This window comes from Pseudomonas sp. H26/SER47-MNA-CIBAN-0231, assembly GCF_040310465.1.
Taxonomy (GTDB): Bacteria; Pseudomonadota; Gammaproteobacteria; order Pseudomonadales; family Pseudomonadaceae; genus Aquipseudomonas; species Aquipseudomonas atacamensis.
The window spans coordinates 96924-116654 of sequence record NZ_JBEOPW010000002.1; the positions used below are offsets into that span (position 1 = coordinate 96924).

The window sequence follows — 19731 nt, forward strand, 5'->3', positions numbered from 1 at the left end:
CGCGAGCAGGCTCGCTCCCACAGGTTGATTGGCATTCCAAGGGGAGATGACTGGCTCCCACAATGAAATGCAGTTCAATTGTGGGAGCGAGCCTGCTCGCGAAGCTTTTCAGCCTTTATGGCAATTCACGACTGGCATAAAACGCGCTGAGCACTTTGACCAGATGCGCCAGGTCATGGCTGCCGCACAGTTCGCGAATCGAGTGCATGGCAAAGGTCGGCAGGCCAATGTCGACGGTGCGCACACCCAGATGGCTGGCGGTGATCGGGCCAATCGTCGAGCCGCAGCCCATGTCGCTGCGCACCACGAAGCTTTGCACCGGGACTTCTTCGGCCATGCACAGATGGCGGAAGAAACCGGCAGTTTCGCTATTGGTGGCGTAGCGCTGGTTGCTGTTGACCTTGATCACCGGGCCGGCGTTGAGTTTCGGGCCATGGTTGGCGTCGTGCTTGTCTGCATAGTTGGGATGCACGCCGTGGGCGTTGTCGGCGGAGACCAGCAGGGATTTCTGAATAGTGCGCACGAACTCGTCGCCTTCCGGCAGCAGGCGGCGCAGAGTCTGTTCAAGCATCGGGCCGTCGGCACCGCACGCCGAGCAGGAGCCGACTTCTTCGTGGTCGTTACAGACCAGCACGCAGGTTTCGTCGGTTTCGGCGGTGAGCAACGCTTGCAGGCCGGCGTAGCAGGACAGCAGGTTGTCCAGACGCGCACCGGCAATGAAATCGCCGTTCAGGCCGATCACCGCCGCGCTTTGCGTGTCGTAGAAACTCAGCTCGTAATCGAGGACGACGTCGGCATTCAAGCCGTGTTCGCGGGCCAGTTGATCAGTGAGCACGGCGCGGAAATCGACGCGCTCGTCACCGGCGAATTGCGCCAGGATCGGCGGTAGTTCGGTCTGCGCGTTGATCGCCCAGCCCTGGTTGGCTTCACGGTTGAGGTGAATGGCCAGGTTGGGAATGATCGCGATCGGTGCCTTGAAGTCGATCAACTGGCTCTCGACCTTGCCGTCACGGCGGAAGGTCACGCGGCCGGCGAGCGACAGATCGCGGTCGAACCATGGCGCCAGCAGCGCGCCGCCGTAGACTTCGACGCCCAGTTGCCAGAAGCCCTGACGTTGCAGTTCCGGTTGCGGCTTGACCCGCAGGCACGGGCTGTCGGTGTGAGCGCCGACCAGACGGATACCGTCGTGCAGTGGCGAGTTGCGGCCCATTTTGATCGCGACGATCGAGGAGTCGTTACGGGTGACGTAATAGCGGCCGTTGGCCTCGGTGGACCATGGCTCGCGCTCGTCGAGGCGCACATAACCGGCGGCCTCCAGACGCTGAACGAGGCTGGCGGTGGCGTGGAACGGGGTAGGGGAGGCCTTGAGAAAGTCGATCAGGCCCTGGTTCAACTCTGCGCGCATAAGAAACTCCAGACAGCAATGGGCGGCAGTTTAACGCATCACTCGGCGCCATTGGGCAAGTGGTTTGCGCAAGCACGCTCAGGAGTGCTGATCGATGCGCTTGCGCAGGTAGGCAATGATCGCTTGTTGATCATCCTTTCTGGCGGGTTTCGGCAGGTGCTTCGGCCAGCCCTTGCCGCTGCCGAAGAAGGCCTTTTGCGCAACGCTGTCCCAACGCAGGATTTCCCGCGACGCCGATTCCCACCATTCGTGACGGCAGATCTCGTAATACGGGTGGGCAGGTGCAGCACTGCCGAACAGCAATGCCCGGCCGACTTTCTTCATGCCGCCGCGCTTTTTGCGCAGCTTCCACTTGATGCGCAGGCGCTGCCAGGTCGAGGGGACGGGCTTGCTGCGCGGAACCTCGGTGCACAGCGCTGGCAGTTCGGGGTGGAAAGCCTCGCCATGGCGGGCGAAAAAGTGTTTCTGCATGGCGTGGAAGAAGTTTTTGTCGGCGAAGTAGTGATAGACGAATTTCTTCGCTTCCTGGATCGGTTGGTCGCGCATGGCGAACGACAGTGCAATCTGTTCGATCGTATGGATGTCGAACGAACCCTGCGTCCACTCATCGATCAGCCGGATCGATTTCTCCAGCAGCGCTGCATCGCCATCGGTGACGCCGCACAAGCCGCTGTTGTAGAGCTTGAAGCTGTTCGTCGAAGAGATGCCGTGGACTTGCAGGCAGCGCGCGAGTTTTTCGTAGTCCGCACGGTTACAGACGTAACTCCAGTCATATTCGAAGCGGTCCATCACGTAACGGCCGGGCGTGATCATGCTGAACAGCCGGTGCGGCGAATCAAGAAACAGCGTGTCGGTATCGACGAACAGGGTTTTTTCGGCGAGTGTCAGGCCCAGCGCAATGGCGCACGCTTTGCGGCGGTGGTGGTAGCCGTTTTCGCCCTGCCACTGGATCAGGGTCTGCTCGCTCAAAGGGACGGTATCGACCGGCCAGCCGGCATAGTCCTGCGGACGATCAGTCAGCACTCGGATGCACAGTGATTCACCTGGCTGCAGCTGTGCCAGGGCGGTGAGGATGCTGAATTTCGCCTCGCGCCGATAAACGTCTTTGTCACCATAGATCAGGTAGAGCAACTGGTGCGGCACTTTTTCCATGGGGGGGAAGGCTTCGCGCATAAGCGGCTCCATACGGCGGGGGGCGCGAGTCTACCGTATTGCTCCGCTGATTTGCAGGCCGGGCACTTGCTTCAAAGTGTTGCCGGGGTGGGCGTCAACCGGTGATCAGTCTGCCACTGAGGAAGACTTCTCGGCGCTGCTTGCGACCGACGTATTCATGTTTGCTCAACTGATAGACCGCCTCGAACCTGTCTCTCGATAGACCGGGCAGCGCGCTGAGATATTGATCGACCAGGCGATCGTAGGCGGCTTCGGTAATGAATTTGTAGATATCCCGACGATAAAAGAAGCCGAGTTGAAAACCGAGTGTTTCACTTGGGTGCGCGGTCGGGCCGGCGAAGCAGTTTTCAAAGTCGATGGCTTTGAGTGGCCTGTGCGTTTGCTCGGGCACCATGATGTTGCCCACCCAGAAATCCATGTGAGTGATGTTCTTGCTGGCGAGCGAGCTGAGCAGTTGAAACGCGTCGAGGATAAAGGTCTCGATGTTTTCGGGATTGCGTCTGATGCACTCCGCCCCATCCATATGGCCTTCGAGCAGGTGAGTCAGGAGGAAAAATTCCTCGGTCAGGCCGAGTCTGCTGCGCGTATAGCCATAGCCCTTCAGCGCAGGCATCTCCACGCCCCGGCGCTGAGCTTCGAGGGAATTTATCAGTTCTTCGAGCGGCCAGTCGAAGCGCCCGTTGCGTTGCGGTTTGTTCAGACTCACCCGCACCTTTGCCTTGAACGTGTCCAATGGCTGGACCTTGGCAAAGAGTGGTGTTTCACAGGACGATAACGGTGCGCTGGCTCGGGTCAGTTTGCGCGCGCGACGTTTTTTAATGAGCTGCTCCAGGGCCTGGCGTGCCTGGATGCTGGGTGCTTCGCTCAGGTGCAGGGTGGTGTTACCGAATGCGCACACAATGGGGTATTCGGATTGAAGTGTTTTGCTGCAGAACACGGAAGAGGCCTCCTGCCTGATATCGAAGTGCCATGATTTTATATTTGATTACAATTTTATGACAGTTCTTTACGTCAATCTATTGCCGGTGGAATTCTGGCAGGACAAAAAAAGCCCTTCGCAAGGAAGGGCTTTCAAAGTATTTACGCATTTCAGAATGGCGCCGGGCACTCGAAGCGCAGGCGTTCGCCGGTTTGCGGATGAGTGAAGCTGAGCATGCTCGCGTGCAGGCACAAACGTGGCCAGGCGGCCAGCGCCTGCTCGTGGGCGTAGAGTCCGTCACCGAGCAGCGGATGGCCGATCGACAACATGTGCACGCGCAGTTGATGCGAGCGCCCGGTAATCGGTGTCAGTTCGACGCGGCACCAGTCGCCGCACCGTTCCAGCACCTTCCAGAACGTCAGCGCATGTTTGCCGAATTCGTGATCGACCACATGCCGTGGTTTGGTCGGCGGATCGTAGCGAAGGGGCAGATCGATGCTGCCGCTGTCCAGTTCCGGCTGACCCCAGGCCAAAGCGGTGTAGGCCTTTTCGGTTTCGCGATCATGAAACTGCCGCGACAGCTCGCGATGGGTGTCGGCATCCCGGGCCAGCAGGATGATGCCCGAGGTTTCCCAGTCCAGACGATGGACGATGCGCGCTTCCGGGTAGCCGTTTTCCTGCAAGCGGGTAATCAGGCAGTCCTTGTTGTCGTCAGCGCGACCGGGCACCGAGAGCAGCAGGGTCGGTTTGTCGACCACCAGTACGGCGGCGTCCTCATGAATGATGCGGATGTTGGACAGCGGCATTAAAACAGCCTCGTAACAAATGCCAACGGCGGTTCAGGGCCATTCCACTGGGGAATGGCCCTGAACCGCCGTCATACCTGCCGGATCGACTCAGCGATCGGGCAGGGTGATGTTGAGTTCCAGAATCGAGCAACTGCCCTGGCTTTCCAGTGCAACATGTACGTCGTCGTTGCCGATGTTGACGTACTTGCGGATCACGTCGACCAGTTCCTTCTGCAAGGCTGGCAGGTAATCCGGCGTGCTGCGCTGGCCGCGCTCATGCGCCACGATGATCTGTAGACGCTCTTTCGCTACCGAGGCGGTACTTGGCTTTTTGTTGGCACGAAAGAAGTCAAAAAGGTTCATTACCTACCTCCAAACAGGCGCTCGAAGAATCCCTTCTTCTCGACATCGAGGAATCGGTGGGCTTTTTCTTTGCCCAGCAGGCGGTCGACGGTATCGCTGTAAGCCTGACCGGCATCGCTCTGGTCGTCGAGAATCACCGGCACGCCCTGGTTGGAAGCCTTGAGCACTGCCTGGGATTCCGGGATGACGCCGAGCAGGGTCACCGAGAGGATTTCCTTGACGTCTTCAACGCCGAGCATCTCGCCCTTCTCGACACGCTCCGGGTGGTAGCGGGTGATCAGCAGGTGTTCCTTGATCGGGTCTTCGCCACGTTCGGCGCGGCGCGATTTGCTTGCCAGCAGGCCGAGCATGCGGTCCGAGTCACGTACCGAGGACACTTCCGGGTTGGTCACGACGATCGCTTCATCGGCGAAATACATGGCCAGGTGCGCACCTTTCTCGATGCCCGCCGGGGAGTCGCAGACGACGAACTCGAATTGTTCCTTGAGCTCCATCAGGACTTTTTCCACGCCTTCGACGGTCAGCGCGTCTTTGTCGCGGGTCTGGCTGGCCGCCAGTACGTAGAGGTTTTCCAGGCGCTTGTCTTTGATCAGTGCCTGTTGCAGGTTGGCTTCGCCGTTTACCACGTTGACGAAGTCATACACCACGCGGCGCTCGCAACCCATGATCAGGTCGAGGTTACGCAAGCCCACGTCGAAGTCGACGATCACTGTTTTGTGGCCGCGCAGAGCGAGACCGGTACCGATAGCGGCGCTGGTGGTGGTCTTACCCACACCACCCTTGCCGGATGTAACCACGAGAATCTTGGCCAAGGTGTTTCACCCCTAAGGAAGAAGGACTGTTCAGCCCCTGAAAAACATCTCTTGAAAACTACTGCAGTCGGACAGCCTTGGCTGGAATTTGGCTTTGGGCCTTTTTCCTACTTCGTTTGAGCCGTTTTCGCTACGTTTTAGAGATGCTTGGAAAATGCGGCAGTATCCGTTAAAGCCGAATGATGTTCAACACGTCGCCTGACAGGCTGACCTGGACGCCCGAGCCCCACATCGGATCGCGACGCAAATCCTCGGAGACCTTGTAATGACCGGCGATGGAGATCAGTTCAGCGCTCAATTGCTGACAGAAAATCCGTGCCTTGGTGTCACCTTTGACGCCGGCCAGCGCACGGCCGCGCATCGGGCCGTATACATGGATGTTGCCATCGGCAAGAAGTTCCGCCCCCGGACTGACCGAAGAGACCACGACCAGATCGCCACCCTGGGCATATATCTGTTGGCCACCACGTACTGGCGTGGTGATTACGCGGGTCGGTTTGACGCTCGGCTCAGGCGGCTTTTCCGGCTTCTTTTTGACTTCGGCTTCCGGCGTCTCCAGCGGACGCTCGCGGGCGCCGGAGGGCGGTAGCACGGGGATGTCGATGGCGATGGCAGCGGCGATGTCTTCGATGCGGCTGGCACGAATGGCCAAGGTACGCAGGCCGTGCTGACGGCAGACGCGCATCAGCCCCGGCAGATCAACCGCGCCCTGATTCGGCGGCAGTTTGTCCAGCGCCAGGACCAGCGGTGCATTGCTGAAAAAATTCGGCGCCTGGGCGACTTTGGCGGCCAATTGCCGATCGAGGCTTTCGAGGTCGTTACGGGCCAGTTCCAGCACAGTGATGGCCAGCATGCTGCCCTTGAGCTGGAATACGGGATCTTGGTCTAACGGGTCGGTTTGGCTCATGTCGGCATACAACGGCTTGTCACTAAAAGTGCCGAGACTTATAACGAGAACGCCCGCGAGCCGCAAGCCGGGTCGAACGATGTAGAATGCGCGGCCACTGTATTTACGGAAGCTTTAATGGATCGCCCGCGTTTTCGAAAAGCATATCTTGCTCCGCGCTTCTGGCCGCTCTGGTGCGGCCTGGGGCTTTTGTGGCTGATCGTGCAGCTGCCGTATCCGGCGCTGCTGACCATCGGTCGAGTTTTGGGCGCGTTGATGTATCGCGTCGCCAGCGACCGGCGAACCATCGCCCGGCGCAATCTGGAATTGTGCTTCCCGGAAAAATCCGCCGCCGAGCGCAAACGCCTGCTCAAGGAAAACTTCGCCTCTACCGGCATTGCCTTTTTTGAAATGGCGATGAGCTGGTGGTGGTCGCGCGAGCGTCTGGCGAAACTGGCCCACGTCGAAGGCCTTGAACATCTGCAGAAGGCTCAGCGTGAAGGCAAAGGCGTCATCCTCATGGCCGCGCATTTCACCACGCTGGAAATCGGCGCGGCGCTGCTCGGCCAGCAGCACACCATCGACGGCATGTACCGCGAACACAAAAACCCCTTGTTCGACTTCGTCCAGCGCCGTGGCCGCGAGCGGCACAATCTCGATTCGCTGGCGGTGGAGCGCGATGACGTGCGCGGCATGCTCAAACTGCTGCGCTCGGGGCGGGCGATCTGGTATGCGCCGGATCAGGATTACGGCGCCAAGCAGAGCGTCTTCGTGCCGCTGTTCGGCATTCAGGCCGCCACCGTCACTGCGACGACCAAGTTTGCACGGCTGGGCAAAGCGCTGGTGGTGCCGTTCACTCAGGAACGTCTGGCCGACGGCAGTGGTTATCGCCTGGTGATTCATCCGCCGCTGGAAGACTTCCCCGGCGAGAGCGAGGAGGCCGATTGCATCCGCATCAATCAGTGGGTCGAGAGCGCTTTGCGTGCCTGCCCCGAGCAATATCTATGGGCGCATCGGCGCTTCAAGAGTCGCCCGCCGGGTGAGCCGAAACTTTATCCCAAGCGTCGTTGATTCACCCGTACTGACAAGCACTGTGGAGTGTTGCGATGAGTCCTGTTGAACCGGTCACAGGTTTGATTCTTTCCGGCGGCGGGGCTCGGGCGGCTTATCAGGTCGGGGTGCTGGCGGCGATTGCCGAGTTGCTGCCGGTCGGCGCGGACAATCCGTTTCCGGTGATCGTCGGCACCTCGGCCGGGGCGATCAATGCGGTCAGCCTGGCCAGTGGCGCCACGGATTTTCGCGCCGCCATCGAACGCCTGACCCAGTTCTGGCAGGGCTTTCGCAGCCACCGCGTGTTGCGCAGCGACTGGCCTGGAGTCATCCATCAAGCCAGCCGCTTCGTCAGCCACAGCCTGCTCGGTCTCGGTCGACAGATGCCGGTGGCGCTGCTCAACAGTTCGCCGCTGCGCGAACTGCTCGAGGAAAAACTGCACCTGCCCGGCATCGCCGAATCCATCGCGCGCAAGCAATTGCATGCGGTGGCGGTGACCGCGTTCGGCTACGAATCGGGGCAAGCGGTGACGTTCTATCAGGGCGGCGGCACCATCGACGCCTGGCTGCGGCACCGCCGCATTGGCGTGCCGACGCAATTGTCGGTCGATCACCTGTTGGCCAGTTCGGCGATCCCGCTGTTGTTCGCGCCGGTAAAAATCGGCGAGGAATATTTCGGTGACGGCGCAGTACGCCAGTCGGCGCCGATCAGCCCGGCGCTGCATCTGGGTGCCAGTCGCGTGCTGGTGGTGGGCGTCAGCGGCAACCCGCGCGGCGTTGATCCGCAGCAGCCGCTGGAGCGCGCCTACAGCGGCCAGCAACCGACGCTGGCGCAGATCGGCGGGCATATGCTCAACAGCACGTTTATCGACAGTCTGGAAAGCGATATCGAGCTGCTGCAGCGTCTGAATCAGTTCAGTCATTTGCTCCCGACCGGCACGCCGACCCGTGCGCTGGGTGTGGCGCCGGTGGAAGTGCTGGTGATTGCGCCGAGTCAGCCGATCGACGAAATCGCCGCACGGCATCGTCAGGAGCTGCCAGCGGCGTTGCGCCTGTTTCTGCGCGGGCCGGGGGCGACGAAGACGAGCGGGGCGGGGGTGCTCAGTTACCTGCTGTTCGAGGCGGGGTATTGCAGCGAGTTGATCGAGTTGGGGCGGCGGGATGCGTTGGCCAAGCGTGAGGAACTGTGCCGGTTTTTGCGGATATCTGAAGCGGTGGCTCCTGCCTGAAATTACGGTGAGCCTGTTCGCGAGCAAGCTCGCTCCCACAGGGTTTTGCATTGAATGCGCAATTTGCAGTCAACATAGAACCACCGTGGGAGCGAGCTTGCTCGCGAAGGCGTCGGGGAGGACGCCGCCGGGTCAGAAGTGGAACTTGACCAGGAAGCTCGTGGTACTCTGATCGGTCTTGAAGTACTGGCTGTCCTTGATCCCGTACTTGTCCGACCAGTAGTCGTACTCGACACCGACATACAACTGCTTCTCGCCGAAATTCAGCGCCTTGCCCAAGTCGTATTTGACCTGCGGGTTGAAGTGCAGGTTGGCGTGGTAGTCGCCCTTGGAATTGGAGTCGTTGTCGACCACCCAGTCCATGAAGCCGTCGATGAGGATGTTCGATTTGCCCACCGGAATGGTGTAGGACCACACCGGGGTGATCTGCCAGACATTGTCACCGGCGCGTGCGCCCTGGGTGTGACGCTGGTAGAAGTTCAGCTGGAAGTAATCGAAGCCTGGAATCGCCAGGTCGAAGCCCGGACCGATCAGGTACGACTCGGTATCGCCTTCACCGAACTCGTAGGTCATGGCCAGCAACACGTCAGTCACCGGGCCGAAGGCCAGTTTCTGATCGAAGATCTTGCCGAATGACAGGCGCGGGCTGAGCTCGCCGTAGTAGGTGTTGGAGCCGACGCCGCCATCATCCTTGCCGTTGTAGAAGATCTTGTCGATGAACAGGAAGTTGTCCCCATACTTCCAGGCATCGGCGTGCTCGAAGGTCACGGTCTGCTGAATGCGCGGGTTGACCTGGAAGTCCTTGCCATACAGGTAGGTCAGGCTGTTGTTCTGCCACTGCAGCAGGCCTTCGGCCATCGCCTGGCCGCCGGCGAACATCGATCCGGCCAGCATCAGGCTGGTGCACATACGTTTCATTCGGTTGCTCCCAAAGTAGGTGTTCCACGTTATTTTTTTAAGATCGGCGCTCTGATGTGGCGCCTTTTTTCGTACCGCAAATTTCATCCGATCGGTCAGCTTTGAATGCTGGTAGCAAAAGCTGCGCCAAGGCTTTTGAAAAACCAAAAAACGCCCGTTCGGCTGCTGAAAAACAGTCGACGAGCGTGTTTTCGGGATGCCTCAGGACTGACCGCAGCCGGGATAAGTTGGCTTTTCGGTCAGAAATTGAATTCAGGCTTTTTTTTAGAGCGAATTCGGAAGGCCGCGGAGAATACTGACTCCTCGGCCAAGGCTCAAGTGCCCCGCAACAGAGCACCGACGATAGGCATGGCGCACGGTTGCGGGCCATTTCAGAAGTGCACCTTCAGCAGCAGGCTGGCAGTGTTCTGGTTGGTATCGAACGAGTGGCTGTTTTCAATGCCGTATTTGTTCTTCCAGTAGCTGTACTCGGTGCCGACGTATACCTGTTTCTGGCTCCAGCCCATGGCTTTGCCGAGGTCGTATTTGATCTGCGGATTGATGTGCAGGTTGGCGTGGTAGGTGCCGCGTGAGTTTTCGTCGTTGTCGACGACCCAGTCGAGGTAACCGTCGATCAGCACATCGGAATTGCCCAACGGAAAGCTGTAGGACCACGCGGGGGTGATCTGCCAGACACCGTCGCCGGGCCGCGGGCCTTCGGTCTGGCGGCGGAAAATGTTCAGGGTGACGTAGTTGAAGCCGGGCACTTTCAGATCGAAGCCGGGACCGATCAGGTAGGCCTCGCTTTCACCTTCGCCGTACTCGTAGGTCATCGCCAACAGCACATCCTTGATCGGGCCGAACTCGATCTTGCGGTCGAGGATCTTGCCGAAAGACAGGCGCGGGGTGAACTCGCCGTAGAAGGTGTGCGGACCTTTGTTCGGGTCCTCCTTGCCGTTGTAGAAGATCTTGTCGACGAACAGAAAGTTGTCGCCGTACTTCCACTTGTCGGCGTGCTCGAAGGTGACCGTCTGCTGATAGGACGGGTTGATCGCGAAGTTCTTGCCGTACAGATAGCTGAGGCTGTTGCTCTGCCACAGCAGCAGATCGCCGGCCATGGCCTGACTCGCGGTCAGCAGGCCGCCACTCAACAGAACGTTGCTTTGCGTGCGGATCATCTGTTGCTCCCTGTTGTTTTTATTGTTTGAGGCACAAGCAGTTGCGTAGTCCCTGTGGGAGCGAGCCTGCTCGCGAAGCAGTTGTGTCAGTCGCCATCAATGTTGAATGACACAGTGCTTTCGCGAGCAGGCTCGCTCCCACAGGTGGTGTGGTGGTTTCAATCAGTGCGCATGGCAATCATTGATCGCCGCACGCTCTTTGCCGCCGAGGATGTTGAACAGCAGGTTCAGCGTCAGGGCGCTGAGGGTGGCCATGGCGATGCCGCTGTGGGTGATCGGGCTCATCCACAGCGGCAGGTGGGCGAAGAATTCCGGACGTACCACCGGGATCAGGCCCATACCGATGCTCACCGCGACCAGCAACTGATTGCGGCGGTCACCGATGTCCGCCTCTTGCAGGATCTTGATGCCAGTCGCGGCGACCATGCCGAACATCGCAATCGCCGCGCCGCCCAGCACCGCCGGTGGAATCGATGCCACCAGAAACGCCGCTTTCGGCAACAGGCTGAGGACGATCAGCAGGCCACCGGCAACGATGGTCACCGAGCGGCAGCGCACACCGGTCATCTGCACCAGGCCGATGTTCTGCGCGAACGAGGAGTGAGTGAAGGTGTTGAAGAAACCGGCGAAAAACGACGCGCCGGCATCGCACAACAAGCCACGACGGAGCATGCGCGGGCAGACTTCCTGGCCGGTGATCTTGCCCAGCGCGAGGAACATCCCGGTGGACTCGACGAAAATGATCACCACCACCAGGCACATCGACAGAATCGGCGCCAGCTCGAATTTGGGCATGCCGAAATGCAGCGGGGTGACGAACTGAATCCACGGTGCGCTGGCCATGCCGCTGAGGTCGACCATGCCGATCACGCCGCACAATACATAGCCCAGGCACATGCCGATCAGCACGGAAATGTTGACCCAGAAACCGCGCATGAAGCGATGAACCAACAGGATGGTGGCCAGCACCAGCGCAGCGATGGCCAGATAAATCGGCGAACCGAATTGCGCGGCGTCGACCCCGCCACCGGCCCAGTTCACGGCCACGGGGAACAGCGATAAACCGATCGAGGTGATGACCGTGCCGGTCACCAGCGGCGGGAAGAAACGCACGACCTTGGACATGAACGGCGCGATCAGCATGCCGAAGAAACCGGCGGCGATCGTCGCACCAAAGATCCCTTGCAGACCGATGCCGGGCATGCCGGCCATGGCCACCATGCTGCCGACCGCAGCGAAACTGGCGCCCATCATCACCGGCATGCGAATGCCCATCGGGCCGATGCCGAGCGACTGCACGATAGTGGCGATGCCGGCGACGAGCAGGTCGGCGTTGATCAGGAAGGCGATTTCTTCACGACTCAGGCCAGCGGCCTGTCCGATGATCAGCGGCACCGCGATGGCACCGCCGTACATCAGCAGAACATGTTGCAGACCGACCAGGATCAGTTGCAAAAGGGGCAAACGCTGAATGGCGGGTGCGTCGGGGATGCGCGCTTTGGACAGCTCGGACATGCAACACCTCGGATCTTTTTTATTCTTGTGATTAACAGCTGCCGGGTTGCTTGCAGCTGTTTCTTTGCATCAGGGGAGACCGCGTTGCGGCGGCTATTCGCGAGCAGGCTCGCTCCCACAGGATCTCTGTAGGCGTGAGCCTGCTCGCGATGCTTTCAACGATTAATTGGTCTGCGCTCCCTGGGCAATCCAGGCACCGATCAGGTCACGTTCCTGCTGGGTCATCTGGGTGATGTTGCCCAGTGGCATGATCTGCGTGGTGATGGCTTGCGCCTGAATGCGCGCGGCGTTCTGGCGGATCTGCTCGGGGGTGTCGAACATCACACCGGCCGGGGCTGCGCTGAACAACGGGCTGGTCGGCTTGGACGAATGGCACACCGTGCAACGCTCTTGAATCACGTTGTGCACCTTGTCGAAACCGGGGCCGGCATTCGAGGCTTGCGCGGGTGCCGCCGCAGGAGCTGCGGGTGCCGCAGGTTGCGCCGCTTCGGCCGGTTTCGCGCCACCGCCCAGTGCCGTCTCCGGCAGCGGTTGGTACTCGATTTTCGCCGGTGCCTTGGCCACTTCAGGTGCAGTCGACATCGGCGTCGGTCCAGTGACGTAGGCCAGGCAGATCATGCCCACCGCTGCCACCGGCAGGGTCCAGGCAAACTTGTGGCTGTCGTGACGGGTGTTGAAGTAGTGACGCACCAATACTGCCAGCACCGCGATCCCGGCCAGGATCAACCAGTTGTACTGGCTGCCGTAAGTGCTCGGAAAGTGGTTGCTGATCATGATGAACAGCACTGGCAGGGTGAAGTAGTTGTTGTGACGCGAACGCAGCAGACCCTTGGCCGGCAGGGCCGGATCAGGCGTGCGGTTCTCGGCGATCGCCGCGACCAGTGCCCGTTGCGCCGGCATGATGATGCGGAACACGTTACCGACCATGATGGTGCCGATGATCGCGCCGACGTGCAGGTACGCACCACGACCGCTGAACACTTTGCTGAAGCCATAGGCGGCGGCAATGATCAGCACGAACAGGATGAAGCCGAGCAGGGCGGGTTTCTTGCCCAGAGCCGAATCGCAGAGGAAGTCGTAGACGAACCAGCCGACGATCAGCGAGCCGATACCGATGGCCACGCCTTCAGGACCGCTGAGGCCACTGCCGGGTGCCACGAGGTAGAGCACCGGATTGGAGTAGAACACCACGCACAGCAGCGCGATCCCCGACATCCAGGTGAAGTAGGCTTCCCACTTGAACCAGTGCAGGTTGTCCGGCATGGACGGTGGGGCCAGTTTGTATTTTTCCAGGTGGTAGATGCCGCCGCCGTGGATCGCCCACAGATCACCGGCCAGACCGGTTTTCGGGTTGACGCGGTTGAGGTTGTTCTCCAGCCAGACGAAGTAGAACGACGCGCCGATCCAGGCCACGCCAGTGATCATGTGAACCCAGCGCACGCTCAGGTTCAGCCATTCCAACAGATGTGCTTCCACAGTCTTTACCTCTCGCCTGTCACTCTTGTTGTCGAGTGATCAGACCTTCTCTTATTGGTGGGGGGCGAGGATCAACCGCTCATCCTCTTTGAAAAAATGCTCATCGCAGTTATTGCCTGTGCCACTGCGATCAACCACCAGGAAGTCATCCCGCTTTTCGATCGTCAGCACCGGGTGGTGCCAGACGCCGCGATGGTAATTGATGCCCTGCCTGCCGTTGGTGACGAAGGCGCGGACCAAGCCTGATACAGGTGCATCGCCAACTGGCGCGACCACGATCAGAAAGGGGTTGCCGAGCAGCGGAATGAAAGCCTGGCTGCCCAGCGGATGGCGTTCCAGCATGCAAACGGTCAGCGGCATGTCCTGCGCGTCGGCGCGGAAAATACTGATGATTGCGTTGTCCTCAGGCGTCGCGGTTTCGACCGTCGCCAGTTTGTGGAAGCGCATGGTCGAACCGTTGTTGATCATGAAGTGATCGCTGCCGTCGGTTTCGATCACGTCACCGAAAGGGGCGAAGGCTTCTTTGGTCAGCGGTTCAATCGTCAGTGTGCGCATGCTGTTCTTCTTTTCGTTGAGTGATCGTTCCCACGCTCTGCGTGGGAGTGCAGCCCGTGACGCTCCGCGTCACATCCAAAGCGGACGCAGAGCGTCCAGTGATGCATTCCCACGCAGAGCGTGGGAACGATCATTGCAGTGTTATTTAGCGACCTTGCCCAATACACGCAGGCGACTCACGCCACCATCCGGGAACACGTTCAGGCGGATGTGGGTGATCGGGCCGAGTGCCTTGATCTGCTCGACGAAGGTGTGTTCGGCGTGCATTTCCAGCTTCTGGCTTGGCAGCAGTTCGCGCCAGAACAGCGACTGGGTTTCGATCTGGCTGTCGGTGCCGCCCTTGACGAACGCGCCCTGGATCGAGCAAGTGTCCGGGTAGTTGCCTTTGAAGTGCAGGGTGTCGACGACGATCTTCTCGATCTCGCCCGGATGACCCAGGGCGACGATCACCCAGTCATTGCCCGGTGTGCGACGACGCGCGGTTTCCCAGCCGTCGCCCATGTTGATGCCACGGCCCGGGTTGAGGATGTTGCTCATGCGGCCGAAGTGTTCGTCGGAGCAGGCGAGGGCGCGGCCACCGTTGAGGGCTGCTGCCAAGTCCACTTGCTCGTTGTCACCCACAGCGGACCAGTCGCGGAACGGAATGCCGTATACGCGCAGACGGGCAACACCGCCGTCCGGGTAGATGTTGAAGCGCAGGTGGCTGAACGCTTTGTCGTTGCTGATTTCGTGGTAGTGGTGGCTGTTGCCCTGCAGCTCGACGGCCGACAGCACTTCGGTCCACTGGGTGTTTTCATCCGGCTCGCCCGAGGCCAGGAAGCACGCTTCCAGCGAGGCCGATGGCGGGTAGTTGCCGGTGAAGAATGAAGTGTCGATGTCCACGCCTTTGATTGAGCCCGGTACGCCCAGACGGATCACCGCGCTGTCGAAACCTTCGAAGCGCTTGCGGCGCGACTCCCAGCCGTCCATCCACTTGCCGTTGTCATCGAACACGCCCTCCTTCCATACGGCCGGGGTCGGTTGGAACAGACGATTGGCGTCTGCGAACCAGTCATCGGTGACCGAAATGATCTTGGTGCCCAAACGGGCGTCGGCCAGGTTGACGTATTTTTCGAAAGGTACGGCGTAAGCTTTCATTCTTCTTGTCTGCCTTTGATAAGTTGGCTGGGGATGCTCGCAGGGCCCTGGGCGTTTGCGCGTTCATTCACGCTCGGGCCAGGCTTGCTAAAGAGTCAGTAAACGGAACAGGGCAATCTTGTTGATCTCCGCCAGCGCGCATTTGAACTCGGCTTCCACCGAATTGTTGATGCGCGTTTCGAACGCCGCGAGGATCTGATGCCGGTTGCTGCCTTTTACCGCCATGATGAAGGGAAACTTGAACTTGGCTTTGTAGGCGTCGTTCAGCTCGGTGAAGCGCTGGAACTCTTCGGCCGTGCATTGGTGAATACCGGCGCCAGCCTGTTCATTGGTGCTGGCTTCGGTCAGTTGGCCCTGGACGGCGGCTTTGCCGGCCAGGTCCGGGTGAGCGTTGATCAGGGCCAGCTGGCTGGCATGATCGGCGCTCAACAGGATATCGCTCATGCGCTGGTGCAGGGTTTCGATCTCGTCGATCGAAGCGTCCGCACCGAGGTCGTAGGCCTTTTCGGCCACCCATGGCGAATGTTCGTAGATGTCGGCGAAGGCTTTGACGAAAGCGTCGCGGCTCAGGGTCGACGGTTGCAGGGTTTGAAAGCGGCTCATTTTGCAGTCCCTTGGTACGGGTGGGTTTCTTGCCAGTGACGCGCGATGTCGACGCGACGGCTGAACCACACCTGTTCATGACTTTTGGCATATTCGATAAAGCGCTTGAGTGAAGCGAGGCGACCAGGACGGCCGATCAGGCGGCAGTGCAGACCGATCGAAAGCATTTTCGGCGCTTCGGCACCTTCGGCGTAAAGCACGTCGAACGCGTCTTTGAGGTATTCGAAGAAATCGTCACCCTTGTTGAAACCCTGCACTTGCGTGAAGCGCATGTCGTTGGTGTCGAGGGTGTAGGGGATCACCAGGTGCGGCTTGCCGGTAGGGTTGTTCGGTTCCCAGTAGGGCAGGTCGTCGTCGTAGGTGTCGCAGTCGTAGAGGAAACCGCCTTCTTCCATGACCAGCCGGCGGGTGTTCGGCCCGGTGCGGCCGGTGTACCAGCCCAGCGGACGTTCGCCGGTCAGTTCGGTGAGGATGCGGATCGCTTCGAGCATGTGCTCGCGTTCCTGCGCTTCATCCATGTACTGATAGTCGATCCAGCGGTAGCCATGGCTGCAGATTTCATGGCCGGCCTCGACCATCGCACGGATCACGTCCGGGTGACGCTGGGCGGCCATGGCCACGGCGAAGATGGTCAACGGAATGTCGAATTCCTTGAACAGCTTCAGAATCCGCCAGACGCCGGCACGGCTGCCATACTCGTAAAGCGATTCCATGCTCATGTTGCGAGCGCCTTGCAGCGGCTGAGCGGCGACCATTTCGGAGAGGAAGGCTTCGGATTCCTTGTCGCCGTGCAGAATGTTGCGCTCGCCACCTTCTTCGTAATTGAGTACGAAGGACAGGGCGATCCGGGCATTTCCCGGCCAGTGTGGGTGAGGAGGGTTACTGCCGTAACCGATCAGGTCGCGTGGGTAGTCAGCGCTCACTGCAGTCTTCCTTCTTGTACGTTGACAGATTGGTGTGGCGGCCTGGCAGGCTGGCGTCACAGCGATGGGCTGATTGTATACAACTTTATTTACATTTTGTAAGCCTGAATTTTCGCATTTTTCACCGGCTGTCATCTTTTGCTGTTAATGGTTCCAGCCTGCAAGAAACCTGCCTGACCAGTCAGCTAATGAATAGAAGGTTCAATGTTCAGGCGCTTTGCCTGCGAATTGGTGATAAAGACCCGCATGGCGGGGGTGAAGCGAAAAATGTCGCTTTTATTGTGTACAATTTTTTTGAAAAGTGTCTTAATCAGTCGCTCGCCGCAGCGTTTCGTGCTCCGAAACGGTGCGGTCTCCTTTTCAACTGACTTCGGGAGGCGCGAAGTCTGACCGCTTGTTGCGGCCGGGCGCGCAGAATCAATGGGACGTTTGACAACACACGTTTTGGACGCTGCACACGGTTGCCCGGGCAGCTCGATCAAGGTCGAGCTGTACCGCGTTGAAGGATCGCACCTGGAATTGGTCGCCAGTGCGACAACCAACAGCGATGGCCGGGTCGATGCGCCGTTGCTGCAAGGCGACGATTATCGCACCGGGGTTTATCAGGTGCAGTTCCATGCCGGCGATTACTACCGCGCCCGTGGCGTACAACTGCCCGAGCCGGCGTTTCTCGATGTCGTCGTACTGCGTTTCGGCATCTCTGCCGAGCAGGACCACTATCACGTGCCTCTGCTGATTTCGCCTTACAGCTATTCCACGTATCGGGGCAGCTGACCCCCAAGCAGCTGCCCCCACCGGGAAGCGACTGCGCATATAGCTTCTTTGGTCTTTCGCCCGCTCACACTGCGGGCTTTTTTTATGCGTGTTTACGGCGCAACTGCCGGCGCAGTCGAGTCTCGGGTCAGCGCTCGCGAATAATGAACACCGAGTCTGGCGTGGACGCGACCTTCAATACGCCTCCTATCAGCCATACCACTTTGTTCTGCGCCGCTGCATCGGTCAGTGCCTTGAAGGCGTCCTGACCGATTCTGGCGGGCAAGCTCGGTTCTGTCAGTTCGTTGCCAGGAACGTGAGTCAGGCCGGCTTGACTGATTGCCCCCAGTTTCAAAAAGAAGATTTGATCGTGACCGGCGCGTTTGAATACCAGCGTCGGCATTCTGTGTTCATAGGTCAGTGGGAACAGCTCGTAACCACAGCCGACCAGCAACGCGCCGAGCAATCGCCGCAGATTCAGATCTGATGGATAGGTCTTGTAATGATTCCAGGCGGAGGAGAAGTGCTGTGGATCAAAGGTCAGGCGTTGCAATTCGCTGTCGGTCTGGGAAGGCATCGGGATAAGCCGCTTGCCCCCCAGATCGATGTCCGGCGCTATGGCGAGCATATTCAGCGGGTCGGCAAAATCAGGTGCTGTGGAAAACGGCAATTGTTTCCATTGATGCAAGACGGCCTGAACGTTGATCAGACCGGTGCCGGTAATCGTCGGGGAATGATCGGCGAGTTCGAATAACCTGCGGGCAACGGCTGTCGTTGTCGCTTGCGAAAAATCAGGGAACGCGCGAGCGACGGACGTTGTTATAGGCTCTTCGAAAAAGCGTTTGCCCGGATGGACTTCACCTGGATCGCTGCCGATTCGAAACGTCGCCACCGGCTGTTGCTCGGGGGCGTTTTTCAGCATGTTCTCGAAAGCGTCGAAACCGCTCGGGAAAAACTCGGGATGACATACGAAATACACGGTGGGCGCCGTATTCGAGCCAACCGGAACGATTGGATAATGCAGCCAGCCAAGCTGTACCGATTCGGTGTGCGCAGGTTTGTTCAGATGCCCCCAGGGAAGCCAGAAATACGGCGTCTGGTCGTTGTCAGAGGACGGCTTGGCTGTCGACGCGGTTAGCGTCTCTGCGGCTTCGGCAAGTCGGGGACGCTTGCTCGGGCCAGGTGCTGCCTGGTCGGTCTGTTCGCCTGGCTGGCTGGATTGGGCTGGCGTTTGCGATGGCTTCGCCCCTGGCGGTTTTTGTCGCCAGAAAACAGTGCCGGGGATTTGCTCGAAGAAAACGTCGGGTGCATTGCTCGTCGAGGCAAACGCTTGTTGGTATTCGCCATCCTTGTTTTTGCGCACCATGACCGTGCCGTCCACCGTCGTTACGAAGGTCTGCCTGAGTCTGTTGTATCGAAGGCCCTCCGTTGCCAGCTCAGGCTTGCTCAGCGTCATGGCGTCGGCCGGCGAGATGTATGAGGGCAGGTTGGGGGTGGCGGATGCAGGCCGGTTGGATAGCCTCTCGGGCCGCCGGATCTGCCAAGTCGTCTGACCCTCGAGGCGGGTCAGGGGCAGGCCGGGCACACCGGGTGCGAAGGTCAGAGGCACATGATAATTGCCTTGCCCGTCCTGCTCGACGACGAACTGGCCTTCATTAGCGATCTGAGCGTACGTGCGCTGATCCGGTCCGGTGAACAAACCTTCGTTCTGCGCCACGGGTACCAGTTCGTGGAAACGCTCTTGCGGCCAGGCGATTGCGTTACGAGTGGCGCTGAAGTTTTCCGTTGCATCCGGCAGGGCGTGAACGGTAACCGTGGGCGGTGTTCTGGCTGCGGCAGATGTGCTTGCCGCTTGACTGACGGCCGGTGAATCGATGCCCAGAAGCAGGGCGTCAGGCATGTCCAGGCCCATACGGCTGACGAGAGGCGGTGAGCCGGAATGTCCAGCATCGGGGGCAGTGGGTGGTTTTACTGCAGGGACTTTCTTGGGTGACTTGGCCATGGGGAATGCTCGGTAAAAGAGCGCGCAGACGCGTGCAAGTGCCGCGTAGACAGCAACGCTCGAAAAA

At 59.6% G+C, this 19731-nt stretch carries 19 protein-coding genes; 3 read left to right on the forward strand and 16 right to left on the reverse strand.

Translation table 11 applies throughout. The features are described 5' to 3' along the window. Positions 1–115: 115 nt before the first annotated feature. From AAEZ10_RS03305 to minC, 7 genes are all read right to left on the reverse strand, one after another. Positions 116–1405, reverse strand: a complete 1290-nt coding sequence (locus tag AAEZ10_RS03305) for a M18 family aminopeptidase (protein WP_016773748.1) — start codon at positions 1403–1405, stop codon at positions 116–118. 78 nt (positions 1406–1483) lie between these two features. Beyond that, the gene (locus tag AAEZ10_RS03310; RefSeq protein WP_273528956.1) at positions 1484–2578 is read right to left on the reverse strand and encodes a hypothetical protein; all 1095 of its coding nucleotides are present in this window, start codon (positions 2576–2578) and stop codon (positions 1484–1486) included. A gap of 94 nt (positions 2579–2672) precedes the next feature. Next, entirely contained in the window at positions 2673–3515 is an 843-nt protein-coding gene (locus AAEZ10_RS03315) for a phosphotransferase family protein (protein WP_350567662.1), read from the reverse strand. Positions 3516–3667: 152 nt separating this feature from the next. Next, the gene (locus AAEZ10_RS03320; protein ID WP_024012204.1) at positions 3668–4303 is read right to left on the reverse strand and encodes an RluA family pseudouridine synthase; all 636 of its coding nucleotides are present in this window, start codon (positions 4301–4303) and stop codon (positions 3668–3670) included. A gap of 90 nt (positions 4304–4393) precedes the next feature. Beyond that, a complete protein-coding gene (gene minE, locus AAEZ10_RS03325; RefSeq protein WP_003223146.1) occupies positions 4394–4648 on the reverse strand; it encodes a cell division topological specificity factor MinE in 255 nt (84 codons plus the stop codon). Beyond that, on the reverse strand, positions 4648–5460 hold the full coding sequence (gene minD / locus AAEZ10_RS03330) for a septum site-determining protein MinD (RefSeq protein WP_007913953.1): 813 nt from the start codon (positions 5458–5460) through the stop codon (positions 4648–4650). Before minD ends, minE begins: the two co-directional genes overlap by 1 nt. 169 nt (positions 5461–5629) lie before the next feature. Then, positions 5630–6367, reverse strand: a complete 738-nt coding sequence (minC, locus tag AAEZ10_RS03335) for a septum site-determining protein MinC (RefSeq protein ID WP_024012205.1) — start codon at positions 6365–6367, stop codon at positions 5630–5632. A 117-nt stretch (positions 6368–6484) separates the two neighbouring features. On the opposite strand from minC, the gene AAEZ10_RS03340 reads away from it, so the two are divergent. After that, on the forward strand, positions 6485–7417 hold the full coding sequence (locus AAEZ10_RS03340) for a lipid A biosynthesis lauroyl acyltransferase (RefSeq protein ID WP_016773752.1): 933 nt from the start codon (positions 6485–6487) through the stop codon (positions 7415–7417). 35 nt (positions 7418–7452) lie between these two features. Continuing rightward, positions 7453–8625 carry a patatin-like phospholipase family protein gene (locus AAEZ10_RS03345; protein ID WP_071171519.1) on the forward strand — a complete coding sequence of 391 codons (1173 nt, stop codon included), beginning with the start codon at positions 7453–7455 and terminating at the stop codon, positions 8623–8625. Positions 8626–8757: 132 nt separating this feature from the next. Here the strand turns inward: AAEZ10_RS03345 and AAEZ10_RS03350 are convergent, their stop codons facing one another. The 8 genes from AAEZ10_RS03350 to puuE all read right to left on the reverse strand — a co-directional run bounded on the left by AAEZ10_RS03350 (position 8758) and on the right by puuE (position 16909). Continuing rightward, positions 8758–9543 carry an outer membrane protein OmpK gene (locus AAEZ10_RS03350; RefSeq protein WP_056784020.1) on the reverse strand — a complete coding sequence of 262 codons (786 nt, stop codon included), beginning with the start codon at positions 9541–9543 and terminating at the stop codon, positions 8758–8760. 371 nt (positions 9544–9914) lie between these two features. Beyond that, a complete protein-coding gene (locus AAEZ10_RS03355) occupies positions 9915–10700 on the reverse strand; it encodes an outer membrane protein OmpK (RefSeq protein ID WP_350567672.1) in 786 nt (261 codons plus the stop codon). 162 nt (positions 10701–10862) lie between these two features. Further along, positions 10863–12215 (reverse strand): nucleobase:cation symporter-2 family protein, encoded by a 1353-nt coding sequence (locus tag AAEZ10_RS03360; RefSeq protein WP_039763799.1) that lies wholly within the window; start codon positions 12213–12215, stop codon positions 10863–10865. Between the two features lie 162 nt (positions 12216–12377). Next, positions 12378–13691, reverse strand: coding sequence for a urate hydroxylase PuuD (locus AAEZ10_RS03365; protein ID WP_016773757.1), 1314 nt, complete (start codon positions 13689–13691; stop codon positions 12378–12380). A 51-nt stretch (positions 13692–13742) separates the two neighbouring features. Then, entirely contained in the window at positions 13743–14246 is a 504-nt protein-coding gene (locus tag AAEZ10_RS03370) for an ureidoglycolate lyase (RefSeq protein WP_039763801.1), read from the reverse strand. Positions 14247–14387: 141 nt separating this feature from the next. Beyond that, complete coding sequence (gene alc, locus AAEZ10_RS03375; protein ID WP_016773759.1) at positions 14388–15383, reverse strand: allantoicase; 996 nt, start codon at positions 15381–15383, stop codon at positions 14388–14390. An 87-nt stretch (positions 15384–15470) separates the two neighbouring features. Further along, positions 15471–15986 (reverse strand): 2-oxo-4-hydroxy-4-carboxy-5-ureidoimidazoline decarboxylase, encoded by a 516-nt coding sequence (gene uraD / locus AAEZ10_RS03380; RefSeq protein ID WP_016773760.1) that lies wholly within the window; start codon positions 15984–15986, stop codon positions 15471–15473. Continuing rightward, complete coding sequence (gene puuE, locus AAEZ10_RS03385; RefSeq protein WP_024012213.1) at positions 15983–16909, reverse strand: allantoinase PuuE; 927 nt, start codon at positions 16907–16909, stop codon at positions 15983–15985. The genes uraD and puuE overlap by 4 nt, the downstream gene beginning before the upstream one ends. Before the next feature lie 420 nt (positions 16910–17329). On the opposite strand from puuE, the gene uraH reads away from it, so the two are divergent. Continuing rightward, entirely contained in the window at positions 17330–17683 is a 354-nt protein-coding gene (gene uraH, locus AAEZ10_RS03390) for a hydroxyisourate hydrolase (protein WP_007944445.1), read from the forward strand. A 127-nt stretch (positions 17684–17810) separates the two neighbouring features. Here the strand turns inward: uraH and AAEZ10_RS03395 are convergent, their stop codons facing one another. Further along, a complete protein-coding gene (locus tag AAEZ10_RS03395; RefSeq protein WP_350567681.1) occupies positions 17811–19664 on the reverse strand; it encodes a hypothetical protein in 1854 nt (617 codons plus the stop codon). Between the last annotated feature and the right edge of the window lie 67 nt (positions 19665–19731).

Excerpts from the sequence above, each read along its gene's own strand:
- AAEZ10_RS03305 (WP_016773748.1), bottom strand. The coding sequence starts at position 1,405 with ATGCGCGCAGAGTTGAACCAGGGCCTGATCGACTTTCTCAAGGCCTCC.
- AAEZ10_RS03310 (WP_273528956.1), bottom strand. The coding sequence starts at position 2,578 with ATGCGCGAAGCCTTCCCCCCCATGGAAAAAGTGCCGCACCAGTTGCTC.
- AAEZ10_RS03320 (WP_024012204.1), bottom strand. The coding sequence starts at position 4,303 with ATGCCGCTGTCCAACATCCGCATCATTCATGAGGACGCCGCCGTACTG.
- minE (WP_003223146.1), bottom strand. The coding sequence starts at position 4,648 with ATGAACCTTTTTGACTTCTTTCGTGCCAACAAAAAGCCAAGTACCGCC.
- minC (WP_024012205.1), bottom strand. The coding sequence starts at position 6,367 with ATGAGCCAAACCGACCCGTTAGACCAAGATCCCGTATTCCAGCTCAAG.
- AAEZ10_RS03340 (WP_016773752.1), top strand. The coding sequence starts at position 6,485 with ATGGATCGCCCGCGTTTTCGAAAAGCATATCTTGCTCCGCGCTTCTGG.
- AAEZ10_RS03345 (WP_071171519.1), top strand. The coding sequence starts at position 7,453 with ATGAGTCCTGTTGAACCGGTCACAGGTTTGATTCTTTCCGGCGGCGGG.
- AAEZ10_RS03350 (WP_056784020.1), bottom strand. The coding sequence starts at position 9,543 with ATGAAACGTATGTGCACCAGCCTGATGCTGGCCGGATCGATGTTCGCC.
- AAEZ10_RS03355 (WP_350567672.1), bottom strand. The coding sequence starts at position 10,700 with ATGATCCGCACGCAAAGCAACGTTCTGTTGAGTGGCGGCCTGCTGACC.
- AAEZ10_RS03360 (WP_039763799.1), bottom strand. The coding sequence starts at position 12,215 with ATGTCCGAGCTGTCCAAAGCGCGCATCCCCGACGCACCCGCCATTCAG.
- AAEZ10_RS03370 (WP_039763801.1), bottom strand. The coding sequence starts at position 14,246 with ATGCGCACACTGACGATTGAACCGCTGACCAAAGAAGCCTTCGCCCCT.
- alc (WP_016773759.1), bottom strand. The coding sequence starts at position 15,383 with ATGAAAGCTTACGCCGTACCTTTCGAAAAATACGTCAACCTGGCCGAC.
- uraD (WP_016773760.1), bottom strand. The coding sequence starts at position 15,986 with ATGAGCCGCTTTCAAACCCTGCAACCGTCGACCCTGAGCCGCGACGCT.
- uraH (WP_007944445.1), top strand. The coding sequence starts at position 17,330 with ATGGGACGTTTGACAACACACGTTTTGGACGCTGCACACGGTTGCCCG.
- AAEZ10_RS03395 (WP_350567681.1), bottom strand. The coding sequence starts at position 19,664 with ATGGCCAAGTCACCCAAGAAAGTCCCTGCAGTAAAACCACCCACTGCC.